General features: G+C 33.8%; 15 protein-coding genes, 1 pseudogene and 1 riboswitch. All 16 genes and pseudogenes read left to right on the forward strand.

The annotated features are described in order from the left end of the window. Positions 1-13: 13 nt before the first annotated feature. The 16 genes and pseudogenes from V5E38_RS05515 to rny all read left to right on the forward strand — a co-directional run bounded on the left by V5E38_RS05515 (position 14) and on the right by rny (position 21,571). The gene (locus V5E38_RS05515; protein WP_499212471.1) at positions 14-2,404 is read left to right on the forward strand and encodes a DNA translocase FtsK; all 2,391 of its coding nucleotides are present in this window, start codon (positions 14-16) and stop codon (positions 2,402-2,404) included. 61 nt (positions 2,405-2,465) lie between these two features. Next, positions 2,466-2,567: riboswitch (purine riboswitch) on the forward strand. A 243-nt stretch (positions 2,568-2,810) separates the two neighbouring features. Continuing rightward, entirely contained in the window at positions 2,811-3,536 is a 726-nt protein-coding gene (locus tag V5E38_RS05520) for a GntR family transcriptional regulator (protein ID WP_056470769.1), read from the forward strand. Between the two features lie 169 nt (positions 3,537-3,705). Next, positions 3,706-4,803, forward strand: coding sequence for a BMP family lipoprotein (locus tag V5E38_RS05525; protein WP_499213515.1), 1,098 nt, complete (start codon positions 3,706-3,708; stop codon positions 4,801-4,803). A gap of 262 nt (positions 4,804-5,065) precedes the next feature. Next, complete coding sequence (locus V5E38_RS05530; protein WP_097975434.1) at positions 5,066-6,589, forward strand: ABC transporter ATP-binding protein; 1,524 nt, start codon at positions 5,066-5,068, stop codon at positions 6,587-6,589. Further along, positions 6,586-7,653 (forward strand): ABC transporter permease, encoded by a 1,068-nt coding sequence (locus V5E38_RS05535; protein ID WP_097975433.1) that lies wholly within the window; start codon positions 6,586-6,588, stop codon positions 7,651-7,653. The genes V5E38_RS05530 and V5E38_RS05535 overlap by 4 nt, the downstream gene beginning before the upstream one ends. Before the next feature lie 3 nt (positions 7,654-7,656). Beyond that, a complete protein-coding gene (locus V5E38_RS05540) occupies positions 7,657-8,604 on the forward strand; it encodes an ABC transporter permease (RefSeq protein ID WP_097975431.1) in 948 nt (315 codons plus the stop codon). A gap of 594 nt (positions 8,605-9,198) precedes the next feature. Further along, positions 9,199-10,457, forward strand: a pseudogene (gene ltrA / locus V5E38_RS05545) (group II intron reverse transcriptase/maturase). A 457-nt stretch (positions 10,458-10,914) separates the two neighbouring features. Beyond that, complete coding sequence (gene yfmF, locus V5E38_RS05550) at positions 10,915-12,186, forward strand: EF-P 5-aminopentanol modification-associated protein YfmF (protein ID WP_499213516.1); 1,272 nt, start codon at positions 10,915-10,917, stop codon at positions 12,184-12,186. Further along, entirely contained in the window at positions 12,186-13,469 is a 1,284-nt protein-coding gene (gene yfmH / locus V5E38_RS05555) for a M16 family metallopeptidase (protein ID WP_499212472.1), read from the forward strand. The genes yfmF and yfmH overlap by 1 nt, the downstream gene beginning before the upstream one ends. A gap of 182 nt (positions 13,470-13,651) precedes the next feature. After that, positions 13,652-14,380: an SDR family oxidoreductase gene (ymfI, locus tag V5E38_RS05560; protein ID WP_499212473.1), complete on the forward strand. Its 729-nt coding sequence runs from the start codon at positions 13,652-13,654 to the stop codon at positions 14,378-14,380. A 112-nt stretch (positions 14,381-14,492) separates the two neighbouring features. Beyond that, on the forward strand, positions 14,493-15,284 hold the full coding sequence (locus V5E38_RS05565; RefSeq protein WP_097975425.1) for a DUF3388 domain-containing protein: 792 nt from the start codon (positions 14,493-14,495) through the stop codon (positions 15,282-15,284). A gap of 20 nt (positions 15,285-15,304) precedes the next feature. Further along, positions 15,305-16,198 (forward strand): helix-turn-helix domain-containing protein, encoded by an 894-nt coding sequence (locus V5E38_RS05570; protein ID WP_499212474.1) that lies wholly within the window; start codon positions 15,305-15,307, stop codon positions 16,196-16,198. 71 nt (positions 16,199-16,269) lie between these two features. Continuing rightward, positions 16,270-16,848 (forward strand): CDP-diacylglycerol--glycerol-3-phosphate 3-phosphatidyltransferase, encoded by a 579-nt coding sequence (gene pgsA / locus V5E38_RS05575; protein WP_097975421.1) that lies wholly within the window; start codon positions 16,270-16,272, stop codon positions 16,846-16,848. A 21-nt stretch (positions 16,849-16,869) separates the two neighbouring features. Further along, complete coding sequence (locus V5E38_RS05580) at positions 16,870-18,129, forward strand: competence/damage-inducible protein A (protein ID WP_499212475.1); 1,260 nt, start codon at positions 16,870-16,872, stop codon at positions 18,127-18,129. Between the two features lie 249 nt (positions 18,130-18,378). Then, a complete protein-coding gene (recA, locus tag V5E38_RS05585) occupies positions 18,379-19,422 on the forward strand; it encodes a recombinase RecA (protein ID WP_097975417.1) in 1,044 nt (347 codons plus the stop codon). 577 nt (positions 19,423-19,999) lie between these two features. Then, the gene (rny, locus tag V5E38_RS05590; protein WP_069034493.1) at positions 20,000-21,571 is read left to right on the forward strand and encodes a ribonuclease Y; all 1,572 of its coding nucleotides are present in this window, start codon (positions 20,000-20,002) and stop codon (positions 21,569-21,571) included. The last annotated feature ends 138 nt before the right edge of the window (positions 21,572-21,709 follow it).

A 21,709-nucleotide genomic window follows, 5' to 3' on the forward strand; every position in this document is an offset into this window, starting at 1 on the left:
GGGGGTGAATTACATGGCAAAGCAGAAGCAGCAAAAGTCAAAAGCTCGAAAATCAGTAACTGGCAATGGTTCAATATGGTATGAAATTAGTGGATTAATATTTTTAGCACTATCAATCGTAACAATATTAAAGCTTGGTATTGTAGGTAAAGCCTTTGTATTATTCTTGAGATTCTTCTTTGGGGAATGGTACATGCTTAGTTTTCTTTTTATCATCGGTTTATCTGCATATAGCATAATTTATCGAAAAAGACCTCCATTTGTTTCGAGTATTACGATTGGTGGATTGTTAATCTTCTTTAGTATATTGATGTTTAGTCATGTTACTCTATTTGATTTATTAGCAAAAAATAATCAATTTCACGATCAATCTGTCATAAAAAGTACGCTAGATTTATTTTTAATTGAAGCCAAAGGCAAAATTAGTACGGTGGATCTTGGTGGAGGTATGATTGGAGCGATACTTTTTGCAGTTTTATATTTCTTATTTGACCGAACCGGTGCGATTCTATTCGGAATCATTGCAATTGTTGCGGGAGTTTTATTTATTACTGGTAAGCCACTTGGTGGTTATATCTATCAATATATAATGCCAAAAGTAAGAAATTTAATTTCAGATACTTGGAAGGATTTTACAAATTTCTGGAAGCGTGGTCGTGATCAAAAAACGACTAGTAGACGAGCTGAGGCTAAGCAAAAGAGAAAATCAAAGAAAGATTCATATGAAGACAATGATCATGAAGAAGAAGTGTCTGCTGGTAATAGTTTAAATTACCAAGTTAAAAATTCATATGAAGATGAGAACATCGAGCCGAAAAAAGAAATTCAAATCGAGTATTCTCCTACATATCAGCCACCTAAGGAGCCAGAATTGATCATCGCAAATAATTCAAATCAAATCCAGGCTCATTTTGCAGAGGAAGACGATCAGTCTATCGAATTGCCAGTTGCAGAAGTAGGTATTGATGATAAAGTAGATTACGTATTGCCATCAATGGATTTATTGGCCTACCCAAAGGGTGCTAAAAAACGTGAAAATGAATCCAAACTAAAGGAAAATGCGGACAAGCTTGAAAGAACATTTCAAAGTTTTGGTGTAAAGGCTACAGTCACAAAAGTACATCATGGACCTGCAGTAACAAAATATGAAGTATACCCTGAAGCAGGCGTAAAAGTTAGTCGTATTGTTAATCTTAGTGATGATTTAGCACTTGCACTTGCAGCCAAAGACATTCGAATTGAAGCTCCGATTCCAGGTAAATCTGCTGTAGGAATTGAAGTCCCTAATACGAGTATAACGACTGTATTACTTAGAGAAGTTCTCGAAGCAAAAAATCCGAAATTACAAAATCCATTAGCTGTATCGTTAGGTAAAGATATTGCTGGTGATGCTGTATTTGCAGAGCTTAATAAAATGCCGCACTTACTAGTAGCCGGGGCAACAGGTAGTGGAAAAAGTGTATGTATAAATGGAATCATTGTTAGTATCCTAATGAATGCTAAACCATCTGAAGTAAAACTAATGCTAATTGATCCGAAGATGGTTGAATTAAATGTTTATAATGGTATTCCTCATTTGCTAACTCCGGTTGTAACAAACCCTAAAAAGGCTTCACAAGCGTTACGAAAAGTTGTTAGTGAAATGGAAAGAAGATATGAGCTTTTTTCTCATTCAGGTACTAGAAATATCGAAGGATATAACGAATTAACGAAACAAAATAATACGATGACTGATTCGAAACAACCTTTATTACCATTTATCGTCGTGATTGTTGATGAGTTAGCTGACTTAATGATGGTAGCTTCGAGTGACGTGGAAGATTCAATCACTAGATTAGCTCAAATGGCTCGTGCAGCGGGTATCCACTTAATTATTGCTACACAACGACCGTCCGTTGACGTTATCACGGGTGTCATTAAAGCAAATATACCTTCTCGAATTGCTTTTAGTGTTTCTTCTCAAACAGATTCTCGTACAATTCTTGATACTGGTGGAGCAGAAAAACTATTAGGAAGAGGAGATATGTTATATCAACCAATCGGTGCATCTAAACCAATTCGAGTACAAGGAGCATTTTTATCTGATGATGAAGTTGAAAGAGTAGTCGAGTTTTCAATCTCTCAACAAAAGGCTCAATACCAAGAAGAAATGATGGTAAAAGAGGAAAAAGATGGGAAATCTGAAGTGAATGATGATCTTTATAATGAAGCTGTTGAGTTAGTAACAAATATGCAATCAGCCTCGGTATCACTACTACAAAGAAGGTTTAGAATTGGTTATACAAGAGCTGCCAGATTAATTGATGCGATGGAAGATAATGGTATAGTTGGTCCGTATGAAGGTAGTAAACCTAGGGAAGTATTAATTAGTAAACCAGTGGAAGATGAGCAAGCCTTGTCTTAAACAAAAAGAAAAAATTGTCGAAACATTATTGACATTTTTAGACATACAATGATATTATTTCTTCAGATAAATTGATAGTCCTCATATAATATCGACATAATGGGTCGGAAGTTTCTACATTGCAACCAATATTTGCAATACTATGGGGAAAAAGCATTATTATGGAGAAATGATTTATATTTACGAAAATCTAAAACTCTTATAATCTAGCTTTTTCACTAAGTGGAACGGTAGATTATAAGAGTTTTTTTGTTAAATATGAACAAATGATTCATTAACGAAATAAAAAATAAAGCGTTTACAAAAAAGTGTTGAAATGAGTAAAAAATAACAGTATAGTAAAGAAGGATTATACGACAGATGTCTAACAACTGATGTCTGAAATCCGAAGTTTGGGGGATGGGAAATGAAGATTAAAACAGACACCAGATTACTTTATCTCCAAGTGATGGATCGAATAAAACAAGATATTGAGAATGGTATTTACTTGCCACATCATAAGTTACCATCAGAGTATGAGTTATCTAAAATTTTTGGAGTATCAAGAGCAACATTAAGAGAAGCATTAAGAGTTTTAGAAGAAGAAAATATCTTAGTAAGAAGACACGGGGTCGGGACATTTGTGAAACCGAAACCAATTTTTAGGACAGGCATTGAACAATTAAGTAGTGTGTCAGAAATGATCATTGATGCAGGTAAAGAACCTGGTACAATCTTTCTATCTTCTAAACTATTAGTTCCTACGAAGGAAGATTTAAAAAGCTTCACAATCACGGAAGATGATCGTATGCACGTAGTAGAAAGAATTCGAACAGCAAATGGTGAACCTGTAGTTTATTGCATTGATAAATTACCGACTAATTATTTTAAACAGGTTCCTTCATATGAAGATCATTCGTTCTTTACATTCATCAAAAAAGAAACCGGTCGAAATATCGAATATTCAAGTGCAAGAATTGAACCTATCGGATACCACGATAAAGTTTCTCCTTTATTACAGTGTGAACCAGATGTTTCATTATTATTAATCGAACAGTTACATTTTGACGATTTAAACCGTGCAGTTTTACATTCTTATAATTACTTCAGAGCTGATCAGTTCAGCTTTAATGTTTTAAGAAAAAGAAATTAAATTGTATAGCCAAATTAATATTTACGAAAAATAAGTTTTGGCGGGTTTCCAAATATAGTTTACTGAAATTTCATTAAAATTATTAGGGAGGTGGATCGTTAAGATAACGATTATAAACCAAGCTAGTACAAATGTAAATAAAAATTTAAGGGGGCAAATTTTTATGAAGATGAAAAAAGCTGGTCTTGTTCTTTCAATGGCCTTAGCAGCAGGTACAATTTTAGGTGCTTGTGGTAAAGGTGGAGATACAAAAGACGCAAAAGGCGCATTTAAAGTAGGGATGGTAACTGACTCTGGTACGATTGATGATAAGTCATTTAACCAAGGTACTTGGGAAGGGATCCAAGCTGGAGCTAAAGATTTAGGTTTTAATCTTAAGCAAGATACAAAATACTTAAAACCTGCTGGTGAAACTGAAGCAGATTACTTAAAAGAAATCGGAAACTTAAATGATGCAGGGTTTCAATTTATCATAACTCCTGGTTATAAATTTGAAACAGCAATTAACAAAGCGCAAGATAAATATAAAGATGACAAATTTGTCATTATCGATGGTACTCCACATACAGCTAAAGATTTTACTCCAAATGTAAAAGATAACACAGTTTCAATTTTCTTCTCAGAACATGAAGCTGGCTACCTAGCTGGTATTGCAACAGCAGTTCAATTAAAAACTGGTGATGTTGGATTTATCGGTGGTATGGAAATTCCAGCAGTTCAAAAATATAACTGGGGATTCCAACAAGGTATTAAATATGCAAACGAGAAACTTGGAACTAGCATTTCTTTAAAAGCTAATAACGTTGTTTATTCTGGAAGCTTTACAGACAAAGCAGCAGGTCAACAAATTGCAGCTCAAATGTATGACCGTGGCGTTAAAGCGATTTTCGCTGCAGCAGGTGGAGTAGGACAAGGTGCTATTACTGAAGCTAAAAACAGAGTAGCTAGTGGTAAAGAAGTTTGGGTTGTTGGTGTAGACGTAGATCAGTACGCTGATGGAGTTTATAAAGATAACAAATCAGTAATTTTAACTTCAGCTATGAAAGGTGTTGCAAAAGCAGCTTCTGATATGGTTAAAGCTGAAAAAGATAAAAAATTCCCTGGTGGACAAACTTTAACTTACGATGCAAAAAATGATGGTATTGGTTTACCAAAAGAAAATCCAAACTTAAGTTCTGATACTTTAACAAAAGTTAATGATGTATTTAACAAAGTTAAGTCTGGTGAAATTGTAGTAGCAAGTGAAAGAGGAAATTTAATTAAGTAATTATCTTTCTAATTAATAAATGATAGAAGAAGCATAGGAAAGGAGACCCTTTTATATGCTTCTTCTACCCTAAAAATGATTTTTTTCTTTCATGCTTTAATCAATTGAAAGCACTTAATTGAAAAAGCTTCCAATTGATTAGGGCATGACAATCGGGAGAGAGAGTTAAGCCCTCCTTAAATAAAAAATATAGAAAAATATTTCGAAATCAAGTAAAACTTTAAAAATAAAAAATGACTTCGTAATATCAAGGAGGAAAATTATGGAATATGTAGTGGAGATGCTAAATATAACAAAAGAGTTTCCTGGCATTATAGCGAATGATAATATTACACTACGATTAAAAAAAGGGGAAGTTCATGCTTTATTAGGTGAAAACGGAGCAGGGAAATCAACTTTAATGTCCGTCCTTTTTGGAATGTACACACCCGAAAAAGGGATTATAAAAATAAAAGGTAAAGAAGTTAAAATTTCAAATCCAAATGTTGCAAATGAACTAGGAATCGGAATGGTTCACCAACATTTTAAATTAGTTTCAAATTTTACAGTAACAGAAAATATTATTCTAGGTCTTGAACCTAAAAAAGGGCTAGTAGTAGATATCAAGACTGCAGCAAAACGTATTGAAGAACTTTCTAAAACTTACGGCTTAAATGTAGATCCATATGCAAAGATTGAAGATATTACAGTAGGGATGCAACAAAGAGTCGAAATTTTAAAAACTTTATATCGTAATGCTGAAGTATTAATCCTAGATGAGCCAACAGCAGTACTTACTCCACAAGAAATACAAGATTTAATGAAGATTATTAAAAACTTGATTAATGAAGGCAAGTCAATCATTATCATTACACATAAATTAAAAGAAATTAAAGCTGTTGCAGATCAATGTACAGTAATTCGTCATGGGAAGTACATTGGTACAGTTGATGTAAAACAAACTTCTGAATCTGAAATGGCATCTATGATGGTCGGACGTCAGGTGTCTTTCAAGGTAGATAAAGTAGAATCAAAACCTGGTGAAGTTGTACTAGATGTAAATAATTTAAGTGTCAAAAATAATAAAAAAGTTTTAGGTTTAAAAAATGCTACACTTCAAGTTCGAGCAGGTGAAATCGTTGGGATTGCCGGAGTTGAAGGAAATGGACAATCTGAACTTGTTGAAGCAATTACAGGGTTAAGACCGATTGAAGAGGGTTCTATTTTATTAAAAAATCAAGATATTACAAAACGCAGTATACGTGAACGAATTAGAAGTGGTATTGCACACATTCCAGAGGATCGTCAAAAAAGAGGACTTGTTCTTGAATATACGATTGAAGAAAACGTTGTTCTAGAGATTTATAATCAAGAACCGTTCTCTAAATATGGAGTTTTAGATAAAGCTGCGATTGCCAAACATGCAAAGAAAATCATTGAAGAATTCGATGTACGCTCTGGTGAAGGGGCTAAAACAGTCGTTGAATCAATGTCTGGAGGAAACCAACAAAAAGCAATCATTGGTCGCGAAATCGAACTTAAGCCTGAGTTATTAATTGCATGTCAGCCAACACGTGGTTTAGACGTTGGTTCGATAGAGTATATTCATAAGAGATTAATTGAGCAAAGAGATAGTGGAAAAGCGGTTCTATTGATCTCGTTAGAACTAGATGAAGTTCTTAATTTATCTGACCGCATTGCAATCGTAAATGCTGGAGAAATCGTTGATATCGTTAATGCCAAAGACACAAATGAAGATGAATTAGGATTAATGATGGCTGGTATAAGGAGAGGTGAAGGGGCATGAAAAAGGGAGGAATCATTTCTTTAATTGCCGTAGTTTTAGGTTTACTAGCTGGAGCATTATTAATTTTAGTAACAGGTAATGATCCAATAGAAGGGTTTACTTATTTATTCCAAGGTGGATTAAAAGATCCGGAGCGTATTGGTAATACATTTGCTACTGCTACTCCGTTAATTTTAACAGGACTTTCTGTTGCATTTGCATTCAGAACAGGTTTATTTAATATTGGTGCAGCTGGCCAAATGCTTTTCGCAGGATTTTGTGCTTCTGCAATTGGTTTAACTGTCGATTTACCTACTCTTATCTTAGTTCCAATTATGGTAATTGTAGCCTTTATTGCAGGTGCAGCTTGGGCATTTATTCCAGGACTACTAAAAGCTAAGTTTAATGTTCACGAAGTAGTTTCTACGATTATGATGAACTGGATTGCATACTGGACTGTTTATTATTTAGTACCACAATATTTTAAAGGTAGTACTGAAACAGAGTCAAAAATGCTTGCAGATGCTGCAACATTAAAAATGCCGTTATTATCAAATTTATTTGGTGGTTCATATATTAACTTCGGTTTATTTATCGCCGTTATTATGGTAATCGTTATTTCATTTATTATTAATCGCACAGTATTAGGGTATGAATTAAAAGCTGTAGGTTATAACCGTAGTGCTGCTGAATACGCTGGTATTTCAGTAAATAGAAATGTTGTTTTATCAATGATGATTTCAGGTGGACTTGCAGGCTTAGCAGGTGTAGTTCAATTCGCTGGTAATGCATCGCTAATTCAAATAGGTGTTTTACCTACTGAAGGATTCGACGGAATTGCAGTGGCACTTTTAGGAATGAATACACCAGTTGGCGTATTTTTCTCAGCAATTTTCTTTGGACTATTATATTCTGGTAAAGGTTTTATGAGTGCAATGACTTCAATTCCACCAGATATTGCTGATGTTATCATTGCTATCATTATTTATTTCTCTGCAACTAGTATTTTAATTAAAAAAGTTATAGATCGAGTATCCAAATCACGCAAATACAAAAACAGCAATGTAGGAGAGAAGGTGAAATAAGGCATGGATTTAATTATACAAATTTTCCCATATGCAATTGCCTATACGATTCCATTATTAATCGTAGCATTAGGTGGTTTATTTTCTGAGCGAAGCGGTGTCGTAAATATTGGTTTAGAAGGTTTAATGGTTGTTGGTGGTTTCGCTAGTGCCTTAACAATTTCAAAACTTCAAGAAACTCATCAAGGTGAAGTTTGGGTTATCTGGGTAGGAATTCTTGTTGCAGTTCTTACAGGTGCTTTATTCTCTTTACTACATGCGTTTGCAAGTATAAATTTACACGCAGATCAAGTAATAAGTGGTATCGCAATTAATATGATTGCAGGTGCTTTAACAATCTTCTTAGCAAGAAATATTACTGGATCAGGAAACATCAGTATTAACGGTATTACTCGTACTGATATCCCAGTCTTAAAGAACATTCCAATTCTCGGAGATCTATTCTTTAAAAACACGTATTCTACAACATGGTTAGTAATTGGTATTCTAATCATTAGTACATTTATACTTTATAAAACTCGTTTAGGCTTACGTCTACGTGCATGTGGTGAATACCCTCAAGCAGCTGATGCAGCAGGTATTAACGTATACCGTATTCGTTACCTTGGCGTTATTATTTCTGGTGCATTCTCTGGATTAGGTGGAGCAATTATTTTAGTAACATACTCTGGCGAATTTACTGGTAGTGTTGCAGGTCTTGGTTTCTTAGCAATTGCTGCATTAATTTTTGGACAATGGAAACCACTTGGAATTTTAGCAGCGACATTATTCTTTGGTGTAGCTACAACAATTGCCAACGTATCGCAAGTTATTCCAAGTTTAGCTCATATTCCACCATTAGCATTAAAGTTATTCCCATACGTAGTAACTTTAATCGCATTAGTAATTTTCTCAAAATCATCTCAAGCACCAAAATCAGTTGGTGTTGCGTATGAAAAAGGTAAACGATAAATAAATGTTTAAAAAGCTTCCTACTAAATTAGGAAGCTTTTTTTATTCGTGCGCCCAGCATGTGCATAATCTATAGGGTGCAAATCCCGAGTCACGAAGGCAGTAGTAGTGATTAGCTTAAGACAAGGGTGTCCGTGGCGACGCGGAATCTGAAGGAAGTCGGCGGCAAATTTCCGACCTAAGGAACACGAACTTCATATAAGGCTAGGTAATATTGGATGAGTTTGCGAAACAAAACAAAGTCCTTACTGCCAAAGATGTTACTAAGTAAATGAAGTAGGTACATGGAAAGAAAGAATATGCACTTACCTGGGGAGGTCTGACAGAAACGCTACACTCATGTGGTAACTTATCTAGTGATAGATAACTGAACTGTCAGAAGTCAGCAGACGTCATAGTACTTGATGTTTCGAAACATCGACTGAACAAATTAAGAAGAACTGATACTAAGAGAATATATTCTATGAAGAAGCAGATAACCTTAAATAAGGCTTACTCAAAGGAGGAAATGGTGAATACATGGGGGACTTTGAGAAGGTGGAGTAGAATGTTACGCAAATAGACCATCATGTTCACGTAGAAAGGAAATGTCAAATGTTAATGGAAAGGATACTAACACGGGAAAATCTTCTGAACGCTCTGAAAAGAGTGGAACGAAACGGGGGCAGTCACGGAGTAGACAACATGTCGACCAAAGACCTGCGTTCGTACATTATCGTACACTGGGATGAATTAAAGAAGTCTCTCGCAAATGGAACTTATAAACCTCAACCTGTCCGTCGAGTCGAAATCCCGAAACCAAACGGAGGAACAAGGCTACTAGGAATTCCAACCGTGTTAGATCGATTCATTCAACAAGCAATTACCCAAGTATTAACACCAATTTATGACCCAAGTTTCTCGGACCATAGTTATGGATTCCGTCCAAAAAGAAGAGGACATGACGCAGTAAGAAAAGCGAAGGGATTCATAAAAGAAGGATATAGATGGGTAGATGATATCGACTTAGAAAAGTTCTTTGACAAAGTAAACCATGATAAGCTAATGGGCATTCTTAAGAAGAAAATCCATGACAAAGTGTTGTTGAAATTAATTCGTAGCTATTTAAACGCAGGAATACTGATAGGTGGTATTTTCTCTGAGAGTACCGAGGGTACTCCTCAAGGGGGACCACTAAGTCCATTACTCTCAAATATTATTTTAGATGAACTAGACAAAGAACTGGAAATAAGAGGACATAAATTCGTTAGATACGCTGATGACTGTAATATCTACGTAAAGTCAAAGAAAGCAGGAAAACGAGTCATGTCTGGTATCGTGAATTTTATCGAAACAAAACTAAAACTAAAAGTAAACCAGGAGAAATCGGCTATTGACCGACCTTGGAAAAGAAAATTTCTTGGTTTTAGTTTTACAAGTGCTAGGGAACCGAAAATACGAATCTCGAAAGAGAGTATTAAAAGAGTAAAACAGAAAATCAGAGAGCTTACATCTAGAAAAGCACCGATACCAATGGAAAGTAGAATAAAGAAGCTCAATCAATATCTAATAGGTTGGTGTGGATATTATGCGTTAGCAGATACGCCAAGTCATTTCAAGGACTTTGACAAATGGATAAGAAGAAGACTTAGGATGTGTCTGTGGAAACAATGGAAACAACCTAAAACAAGAATAAGAAAACTAATTGGATTAGGTGTGAACTTCCATAATGCATATGAATGGGGAAACAGTAGAAAGGGCTTTTGGCGAATCGCCAAAAGCCCAATACTTCATAGAACACTTGGAGTGCATTTTGGCAAAACCAAGGTCTTAAAAGTCTATATCAGAGATATGAAATCTTACGTCAGACTTAATTTGAACCGCCGTATACGGAACCGTACGTACGGTGGTGTGAGAGGTCGGGAGTTAGTCACTCCCTCCTACTCGATTAATTAAAGGATGTTGTCAATTAATTAGGAATAATATCGTTGTTATGAATATTTACTGTAGTTGATCATCTCTCAACTTCTACATGGAAGTTAAATAATAACTCGTTTATATTTTGAAAATGATTGAAACGTAAACTGCGAGACTCCTGTAGGAAAAGATCGCAGGCTGGCTGAGGAGTTTCACCTCTCTCCACGGATAGGGAGTATCCTTTCGTTCCAATTGACGTAGTACTTATTTTAAAAGAACAGATTTTTATTTGAATTAATTATTTTGGGTAAACTAAGCAGTAGGTTTTATTTTTGGTAAAATTAGAGATACAATGAAGATATTGGAAATAAATATGAGTAAATAGTATTTGACTAAGGAGGGTTCAATTTGAATTTGTTACAGTACAAAAATAGTGATATTAACGGTATTAAGCTACATGTGGTAACAACTGAAAAATTTAAAACAAATTCGATTACATTAAAAGTACGTGGAAAACTTGAAGAAGATACAGTATCGTATCGCGGAATTTTACCTTATGTATTGCAAAGTGGAACAAAAGATCTTCCTACCAATGGTGAAATTAGAAGAAAATTAGAAGAATTATATGGGGCGACCTTCTTTGTAGACGTATCGAAAAAAGGGGATTATCATGTTATGTCATTTACAATTGACATTGCAAATGAAAAATACCTTTCAAATCAAGGTTCATTACTAAATGAAGCGCTAATGCTTATTGCTTCTATTTGGCAAAATCCATTTTTAGAAAATGGGGTATTTTCAGCTAAGCATGTTGAAACTCAAAAAAGAACCCAAGTACAACGAATTCAATCAATAAATGATGATAAATTGAAATATGCAAATCAACGACTAGTGGAAGAAATGTTTAAGGATGAACCTTATGCATTACTTGCAAATGGAAAAACAGAAGATGTCAATTCAATTACAGCTGAGTCACTTTATAAGTATTATGAAAAAGCTTTGCAACAAGATTTAATTGATCTTTATATAGTTGGAGATGTTGCATTTGACCAATGTAAACAATTAGTTGAAGAGAACTTTAGAAACACAACTAGTGAAAGATTAACAGTCGATACAAAAAAAGCAACGCCAGTCGATTCTCCTAATGAAGTAATTGAAGAGCAAAAACTAAATCAGGGCAAACTACACATCGGATATACTACTGGAATCTCGATTAAAGATCCAGATTACTTTGCACTTCAAGTGTTTAATGGACTTTTTGGTGGATTCTCTCATTCAAAATTATTTATCAATGTTCGAGAAAAAAATAGCTTAGCATACTATGCTGCTTCTCGTTTTGAAAGTCATAAATCAATTTTAATGGTTATGTCTGGTATAGCAAGTGAAAATTATGAAAAAGCAACTACAATTATTGCTGAACAACTGGAAGAAATGATAAAGGGAAATTTCTCTGAAGAAGAAATTGATCAAACAAAATTAGTGATTAAAAACAGTCTATTGGAAAGTATGGACACTGCATATGGAATCATTGAAACATTATTCAATGATCAATCTGCAGGGAATGAACGTCCAATCGAGGACTGGTTCCCTGAAATTGAAAAAGTTACGAAAGATGAAATTGTAGCTGTAGCTAATAAAATTAAACTTCACACAACTTATTTCTTAAAAGGTCAGGAGGGAGCATAATGGAAAAAAAGTATTTTGAACAATTGAATGAAACGCTTTATTTCGAGGAGCTTGAAAACGGATTAAAAGTATATATTCTTCCTAAACAAGGCTACAACAAAACATATGCGACCTTTACAACGAAATACGGTTCGATTGATTCTGAATTTATTCCTTTAGGAAAAGATGAAAAATTAGTTGTACCAGATGGGATTGCTCATTTTTTAGAGCACAAATTATTTGAAAAGAAAGATGGGGACGTATTCCAGGTTTTTAGCAAACAAGGAGCCTCTTCTAATGCGTTTACAAGTTTTACACGAACTGCTTATTTATTTTCAGCAACGAATAATATAGAACAAAATTTAATGACTTTAATTGATTTTGTTCAAGATCCATATTTTTCTGATCAAAGTGTTGAAAAAGAAAAAGGGATCATCGGTCAGGAAATTAAAATGTACGAAGATAACCCTGATTGGAGACAATATTTTGGGATGATTGCTAATTTATATGGTAAACATCCTGTTAGAACAGATATTGCTGGTACAGTTGAATCAATTTCAAAAATTACAAAAGAATTACTTTATACTTGTTACGAAACTTTTTATCACCCAAGTAATATGTTGTTTTTTGTTGTAGGTCCAGTAGACCCTGATAAAACAATGAATTTAATTAAAGAAAACCAAAGCAAAAAAACGTTCAAAGATGCAAATGAAATTAAGAGATTTTTCCCTGAAGAAACGCCTGAATCTGCAGAAAAGAAAAAAGTGTTACATATGAATGTCCAATCATCAAAAGTACTCGTTGGCGTAAAAGACTTTTCTGCACCTAAAGGTGGAAGCGATTTATTAAAACATGAATTATCAATTTCAGTATTACTTGATTATTTATTTGGTAAAGGCTCAAATACGTATCAACAAATGTATGAAGATGGTTTAATCGATGATACGTTCTCATATGATTACTCTGCAGAAAATGGTTTTGCTTTTGCGATCATCGGAGGAGATTCTACTTCACCTGAAAAACTCTCTGAAAAAATAAAAGAAGTGTTATTAGACTCAAAAAATCATCAGTGGGAAAAAGAAATTGTCGATCGCGTAGTTAAAAAGAAAATTGGCGGATTCTTACGCTCATTAAATTCTCCAGAATATATCGCTAACCAATTTACGCGATATGCGTTCTTAGATATGCATTTATTTGACATTGTATCTGTGTTACAATCTATTTCTGTAGAGGATTTAAAAGAAAGTGCCAGTCATCTAATAAATGAAGACTATATGAGTGAATTTTTTGTTCTTCCTCATTGAATGAATTAAAAGCATCCTCTATGGGATGCTTTTTGAAATTTAAAAAATTTAAGGGTTTTTAAAGAATGTAAGTGTACTATTTATTAATAAAAAATTTTAAGAGAGCTTCCTCGCTTACCTTTCTATTTCTTAATACTCTTTAACCCTGCATTAAAACCTCGAATAAATGGAGATTATAATAAATGAGAAAAAGAATTCTTGTAATTGGAGCTAGTGGTGACATTGGCTTAGCAATTTCGAAAAAATTAATCAATGAAAATTATGATTTAGTTGTCCATTATAACAGTAAGAAAGAACCACTTAATGAACTGATTGAATTGGCTAATGAGATTGAAGTAAGTTGCCAATTTGTTCAAGCAAACTTGTCTGTTGAAAATGGAGTTGAAATTTTAACATCACAAATAAATGATCCAATCGATTCCATTGTGTATGCATCTGGTTTTTCAATTATTGGTTTGATTAACGATGTAAGTGATGAAGAGATTAATCGAATGACTCAATTACATATAAAAAGCTTGATCAAAGTAGTCAATTATTTTCTTCCTAATATGGTGGCTAAAAAATCTGGCAGTATCGTCGTTATTTCGTCTATATGGGGACAAATTGGTGCTTCATGTGAAGTATTATATTCAACTACTAAAGGTGCTCAAAACGCCTATGTGATGGCATTAGCTAAAGAATTAGGACCAAGTGGAATAAAAGTAAATGCTGTTGCTCCAGGTGCCGTAAAAACCAATATGTTAAATACCTTCAGTGAAGAAGATTTAAAAGAAATTGCAAATGAAATTCCAATGAATCGTTTAGCTCTTCCAAGTGAAATTGCGAATACTGTAAATTACCTAATTTCCGAACAATCTTCTTATATAACTGGCCAAATCCTTGGAGTAAACGGAGGTTGGCATACTTCATAGCAAAGTTTCCGGTCGAAAGTTATTTATTTCACATATTTTACCTTTTATATTATGGCGAAATCGTTTATTATTAAATGGAGAGTTAAGTAGTTAACAAATAGGGGGTATAGGTATGGAGTTAATCGAATGGTATTTTGAGTATGAAATACATAAGAATCGCCCTGGACTACTTGGAGATATTGCATCGCTAATCGGTATGCTAGGGATTAATATTTTAACAATCAATGGTGTCGACACAATGAAACGCGGCATGTTACTTGGTTGCGATAACGATGATCAAATTACTAGATTTGAATCAATTTTAAATACTATGGACAATATAACAATAATTAAACTTAGAAAGCCAACTCTAAGAGATCGCTTAGCTGTAAGACATGGTACTTATATTCAACGAGACGTAGATGATAAAAAGACTTTTCGTTTTGTCCGCGATGATTTAGGTATGCTTGTTGATTTTATGGCAGAGTTATTTAAAATGCCAGGCCATAAGCTAATCGGAATTAGAGGAATGCCTCGTGTTGGTAAAACTGAATCAGTTGTAGCAGCAAGTGTATGTGCAAATAAACGCTGGTTATTTGTTTCATCAACATTAATTAAACAAACATTAAGAAGTCAATTAATAGAAGACGAATATAACTCAGATAATGTATTTATTATTGATGGCATTCTTTCTCATAGAAGAGCAAATGAGCAACATTGGCAATTGGTACGCGAAATTATGGCAATGTCTTCTGTGAAAGTAGTGGAGCATCCTGATGTATTTGTACAGCAAACTGAATACTCTTTAGAAGATTTTGATTACATAATTGAATTAAGAAATGATGAAAATGAAGAAATTAAATACGAACTTGTAGACCAAATGGATAAAAATGGACACAACTCGTTCTCGATGTTTGATTTTTAAAGTTAGTTGGGGTGTAACTTGTGACAGAATTAGGAAAATATTTACGAGAAGCAAGAGAAGCGAAAGGCTTATCAATTGACGACGTACAAGAGTTAACGAAGATTCAGAAACGTTATCTTGAAGCAATTGAAGAAGGTAATTATGAAATATTGCCAGGGCAATTTTATGTTCGTGCATTTATTAGACAATATGCAGAAACAATTGGTGTTGACGTTTCTGGATTTCTAACTGAAAAGCCAGTGGTAGAGGAATCAACTGTGGCTAGTGCAGTAGAAGAAGTAAAGCATGAAGAAATCCCTAGTAGAGCATCGAAGCTTAAAGAACCATTAAGCAATGTGAAGTCATCACGAATAATGGATTATTTACCAAGGATACTAGTAGCGATTCTTATCATTGGGATTTGCATCGCTATTTATATGATGTTCCCATCAAAAAATGATGAAAAATCTGCGGATACGAATCAATCTCAATCTAACTCTAATTCTGAAATTGAAAAGCCAAAAAATAATGCGCTAGATCAGGCAAAAGTTAATAATACGAAAAAAACAGAGAAACCGAAAAATGATGTGACTGAGCAAACGCCAGCGCAAAAAATTACTGTTGACTCTGCAGCGGGTAAACGAACTACTATTTCTTTATCTGGTACGGATGTATTTAAATTAGAGGTAGTTGCAAATGGTGAAAGTTATGTGGATTTAAAAAATGCTGATGGGAAAATGTTCTATTCCGGAATTTTAAAACATGGACAAACTCAAAACTACGACTTAACAGATGAAAATGAAGTAACTGTAAATATTGGTGCTTCTAATAATGTTGAGCTACGAATTAACGATGAGGTATTTAAATATCCAGTTAGTCCAACAAATGCTGTTCACCAAAAGATTACGATTAAAAATTTAAAAATGAATCAATAGTCATCTTTAAGATGGCTTTTATTCATTTATTATAAATGTTTCATTTTTAGAAAGTTTTGGAGGGTTTTACCATGAATTTACCAAATAAGATCACAGTTTCAAGGGTTTGTCTAATTCCATTATTTATGATTGCCGTTTTAATCGATTTTGGATGGGGAAATGTTACATTAATGGGTGATTCAATACCAGTTAATCATTTAGTAGGAGCTGCAATTTTTATTATTGCCTCAGTTACTGATTTTATAGATGGTTATTACGCAAGAAAATATAATCTAGTTACTAATTTTGGAAAGTTTTTAGATCCACTTGCTGATAAATTACTTGTTTCTTCAGCATTAATTATCTTAACTGATTTTCATTATGTTCCTGCGTGGATTACAATTATCATAATAAGTAGAGAGTTTGCAGTAACCGGTTTACGAATGATTTTAGCTGGCTCTGGAGAAGTTCATGCTGCTGCAATGCTAGGTAAAATTAAGACTTGGGCTCAAATAGTTGCGATTTCTGCATATTTCTTACATGATTTCCCATTAAATTTCTTACCATTTTCAATTGCAGATGTATCACTTTGGGTGGCATTATTCTTTACAGTATATTCTGGTTGGGATTATTTTTATAAAAATAGAGATGTTCTTCTTAAATCTATGTAATTAATAATAGGGGGAAATGATATGAAACGTGCTGAAATCATCGCAGTAGGTACTGAGCTACTTTTAGGCCAAATTGCAAATACAAATGCTCAATTTATAGCTAAACATTTATCTGCATTAGGATATCACCATCATTTCCAAACAGTTGTAGGAGACAATTCCGAACGACTTAAAAGTGCATTAGAAATTGCTTCATCAAGAAGTGATTTAATCATCTTAACTGGTGGACTTGGACCAACAAAGGATGATTTAACGAAAGAAGTTGTCGCAGAATTTGTTCATGAGTCACTTGTTTACCATGATCAATCACTAGAGTATATTGAACAATATTTTATTAAAGTAAATCGACCAATGACTGAAAATAATAAAAAACAAGCATTAGTCATTAATAACGCACATGTTTTATTGAATAAAAATGGTATGGCACCTGGAATGGTTTATGAAGCGAAAAATATACAATTTGTATTATTACCAGGACCACCTAAAGAAATGATTCCGATGGTTGAGAAAGAACTAATTCCTTATTTTTTAAAAGGTAAGGAAGCAAGTACGATTATTTCGAAAGAGCTTAAGTTTTTTGGCATCGGGGAATCGATTTTAGAAACTGAAATACTTGATTTACTTGAAAGTCAATCAAATCCAACGATTGCTCCTTTAGCGAGTGAGGGAGAAGTAATGCTTCGAGTTACTGCAAGTGCTAGTAATGAACAAGAGGCAGAAAAACTAATTGGACAAGCTGAAGAAAAAATACGTGAGCGTGTTGGGCAGTTTATATATGGTACAAATAATGAAAACTTATTTACAGTTTTATCAAATAAGCTAAAAGATTTTAAACTGACTATTTCTGCTGCTGAAAGTTTAACTGGAGGTCTATTCAGTAAAAGAGTGACAGATATTCCTGGGAACTCGTCTATTTTTAAAGGTAGTATTGTTTGTTATTCTAATGAAATGAAACAAAACCTTTTAAATGTTCCATCAGACATTCTTAATAAAAATGGTGCAGTAAGTGCAGAGTGTGCAGAATCACTAGTTGAAAATATTCAAAGATTAACAGGAAGTAATATTTCAATTAGTTTTACTGGTGAAGCAGGACCATCTACATTAGAAGATGTGCCAGTAGGGAAAGTATTTATCGGTATAAAAATTGGCGATTCTGATCCAATTGTAAAAGAGTTTCAATTCAGTGGCACTAGAGAACAAATAAGATTATCAAGTGTCAAAAATGGCGCGAACTTGTTGATTAAATTAATTAATTCAAGTTTTGAAAGTCAAGACTTATAAAATGAAATAGAATATTTTATAATATAAAAGCTCGGTTAATTTAGCCGAGTTTTTTAATTTTATAGTTTCGATATTAATAAAAATCTAGTTTTATAGACCAAAAAATACGAAACAAGCGTTTCTATTCTTAAAAAATTAAGTTTAAATACGAAAAATATCGAATAAACGTTCTATTTTTTTGTTGGCAAACGAACAAAAAACAGTTATTATATAGTTAAGAGATAAATGAATCCTTAAGGAGGAATCTAAATGAGTGATCGTCAAGCTGCATTAGATATGGCTTTAAAACAAATTGAAAAACAATTCGGTAAAGGTTCAATTATGAAACTTGGGGAACAAACTGACCGCCAAATTTCAACTATTTCTAGTGGATCGTTAGCACTAGATGTTGCATTAGGTGTAGGTGGTTATCCTAGAGGACGAATTATCGAAGTATATGGTCCTGAAAGTTCAGGTAAAACAACTGTAGCATTACATGCAATCGCTGAAGTTCAAGCAAATGGAGGACAAGCGGCGTTTATAGATGCTGAGCATGCATTAGATCCGGTTTATGCTCAAAAACTAGGTGTAAACATTGATGAGTTATTATTATCTCAACCAGATACAGGTGAACAAGCACTTGAAATCGCTGAAGCATTAGTACGTAGTGGTGCAATTGATATTATCGTAATTGACTCAGTAGCTGCATTAGTTCCAAAAGCAGAAATTGAAGGTGAGATGGGTGATGCTCACGTAGGTCTACAAGCACGATTAATGTCTCAAGCATTACGTAAACTTTCTGGTGCAATTAACAAGTCAAAAACGATCGCATTCTTCATTAACCAAATTCGTGAAAAAGTTGGGGTTATGTTTGGTAATCCTGAAACGACTCCAGGTGGACGTGCGTTAAAATTCTATTCTACAATTCGTTTAGAAGTACGTCGTGCTGAACAATTAAAACAAGGTAATGATATTGTGGGTAACAAAACAAAGATTAAAGTAGTTAAAAATAAAGTAGCACCACCATTTAGACAAGCAGAAGTAGACATTATGTATGGAGAAGGTATTTCTAAAGAAGGAGAAATTCTTGATATTGGATCTGATTTAGATATCGTTCTTAAGAGTGGAGCTTGGTATTCTTACAATGAAGAGCGTCTTGGACAAGGTCGTGAGAATGCTAAGTCATTCTTAAAAGAAAATAAAGAAATACGTGATACGATTAAACAATCAATCCGTCTTCACCATGGTTTAGATAACCCTGTTACTATTACTGAAACAGATGACGAAGAACAATTCTCTTTATTAAATGAGTAAACATAAGTTAACAAAAAATGCGGGCGCTTATTAAAAGTGCCTGCATTTTTTGTTATTTATAATTTCATATTTCCTTTATTTTTAGAGAATGGAAGGATTCAACAGCCCTATAGGAAATTCCAAGTGAGAGGTTATTGGAATGACAATGAAGAGTCAAATCAATCATGGTATGTAGGTGTTTTGCATTAGAATCAGGCATACTTTTATGATCAGGGCTTTTCAAAATAACAGACAATATCTATTTTCTTTTATATTTATAAGTTGTACTTTATAAGTGAAAAATTCGATCAATTAACTTATTAATCAGATCTTTAAAAAAAATTAATGAATAAAATTTAGATTCTCATGTATGAAATCTAGTAAAAATGTAATAAATATTGATAAATCAAGTAAGTAAGCGATTTACAAGGCTTGACATCATTTGGTAAGAGATTTAATATTTAAGTGTATATTCTAAAAAAATATTACTATTTTGTGAAAAATTGAATTGAAGTGTGCTGTATGTTGATGCAATTATTTATACAATATAACAGCCGACAAAAATGAAACTAACTAAATAGCAAGAGGAGGTGAAATCATGGGTGCAAATACTATAATTTTGATCATCTTCGCATTGCTTGCCACATTCGGAGTCGGTTATGCTGTCGGATTTTTTGTCCGTAAGTCCATTGCAGAAGCTAAAATAAATGGCGCAACTAATCATGCAAATCAAATTATTGAAGATGCAAAACGTGATTCAGAAACAATTAAAAAAGAAGCTTTATTGGAAGCAAAGGACGAAATTTTCAAAATTCGTACAGATGCAGAGAACGAAATTCGAGACCGTCGTAGTGAACTACAAAAGTCAGAAAATCGTTTAATGCAAAAAGAAGAGAACTTAGATCGTAAAGATGATGGACTTTCAAAACGTGAGTCTGTTCTTGAAAGAAAAGAGGAATCTCTTGTTTTAAAACAACAGCAGATAGAAGAAATGGAAAGCAAGATAGAAGCATTAATTGCTGCTCAACAAGAAGAGTTAGAGAGAATTTCTAGCTTAAATCGTGAAGAAGCAAGACAATTAATACTTACTAAAGTCGAAAATGAATTATCCCATGAAACAGCAATACTAGTAAAAGAAACAGAAGCTCGAGCAAAAGAAGAAGCAGATAAGAAAGCAAAAGATATTTTATCATTAGCAATCCAGCGATGTGCTGCAGATCATGTTGCTGAAACAACTGTTTCAGTTGTAAATCTTCCAAATGATGAAATGAAAGGTCGTATTATTGGCCGTGAAGGACGAAATATACGTACTTTAGAAACGTTAACTGGTATAGATTTAATTATTGATGATACGCCTGAAGCTGTAATATTATCAGGTTTTGATCCAATTCGTCGTGAAACTGCACGAATTGCACTAGATAAATTAGTACAAGATGGTCGAATCCATCCTGCACGAATTGAAGAAATGGTTGAAAAATCAAGACGAGAAGTAGATGAGTACATACGTGAAGTCGGTGAACAAACTACTTTTGAAGTTGGTGTTCATGGAATTCACCCTGACTTAATTAAAATATTAGGTCGTCTGAAATTTAGAACTAGTTATGGTCAAAATGTGTTAAAGCATTCGATGGAAGTTGCGAACCTAGCTGGACTTATGGCTGCTGAACTTGGTGAAGATACAAAACTTGCAAAACGTGCAGGTTTACTTCACGATATTGGTAAAGCAATTGACCATGAGGTAGAAGGAAGTCACGTTGAAATCGGTGTCGAATTAGCAACGAAATATAAAGAACATCCAGTAGTTATCAATAGTATTGCATCTCATCACGGAGATGCTGCGCCAACTTCAATTATTGCGGTTCTTGTAGCTGCTGCAGATGCATTATCTGCTGCTAGACCAGGAGCACGTAGCGAAACATTAGAAAACTATATCCGTCGTTTAGAAAAGCTTGAAGAGATTTCAGAATCATACGAAGGTGTAGAAAAATCATTCGCTATTCAAGCAGGTCGTGAAGTACGCATCATGGTAAAACCAGATACAATTGATGATTTACAAGCTCATAGATTAGCGAGAGATATTAGAAAACGTATTGAAGATGAACTGGATTATCCAGGCCATATAAAAGTTACGGTTATTCGTGAAACTCGAGCTGTCGAGTATGCAAAATAAAGTGGTCTATGCCACTTTATTTTCTTTTTTGTAACAAAATAAAGTATTTTTAAAAATAGCTCCAACTAATACATATCTGAAATGAATCTTAGTTGAATGGCATAGATGAAGATTCAGATTGTGCTAGTAATGGGGCTT

The sequence above is a fragment of the Rossellomorea sp. GAMAL-10_SWC genome (genome assembly GCF_049568075.1).
GTDB lineage: Bacteria > Bacillota > Bacilli > Bacillales > Bacillaceae_G > Gottfriedia.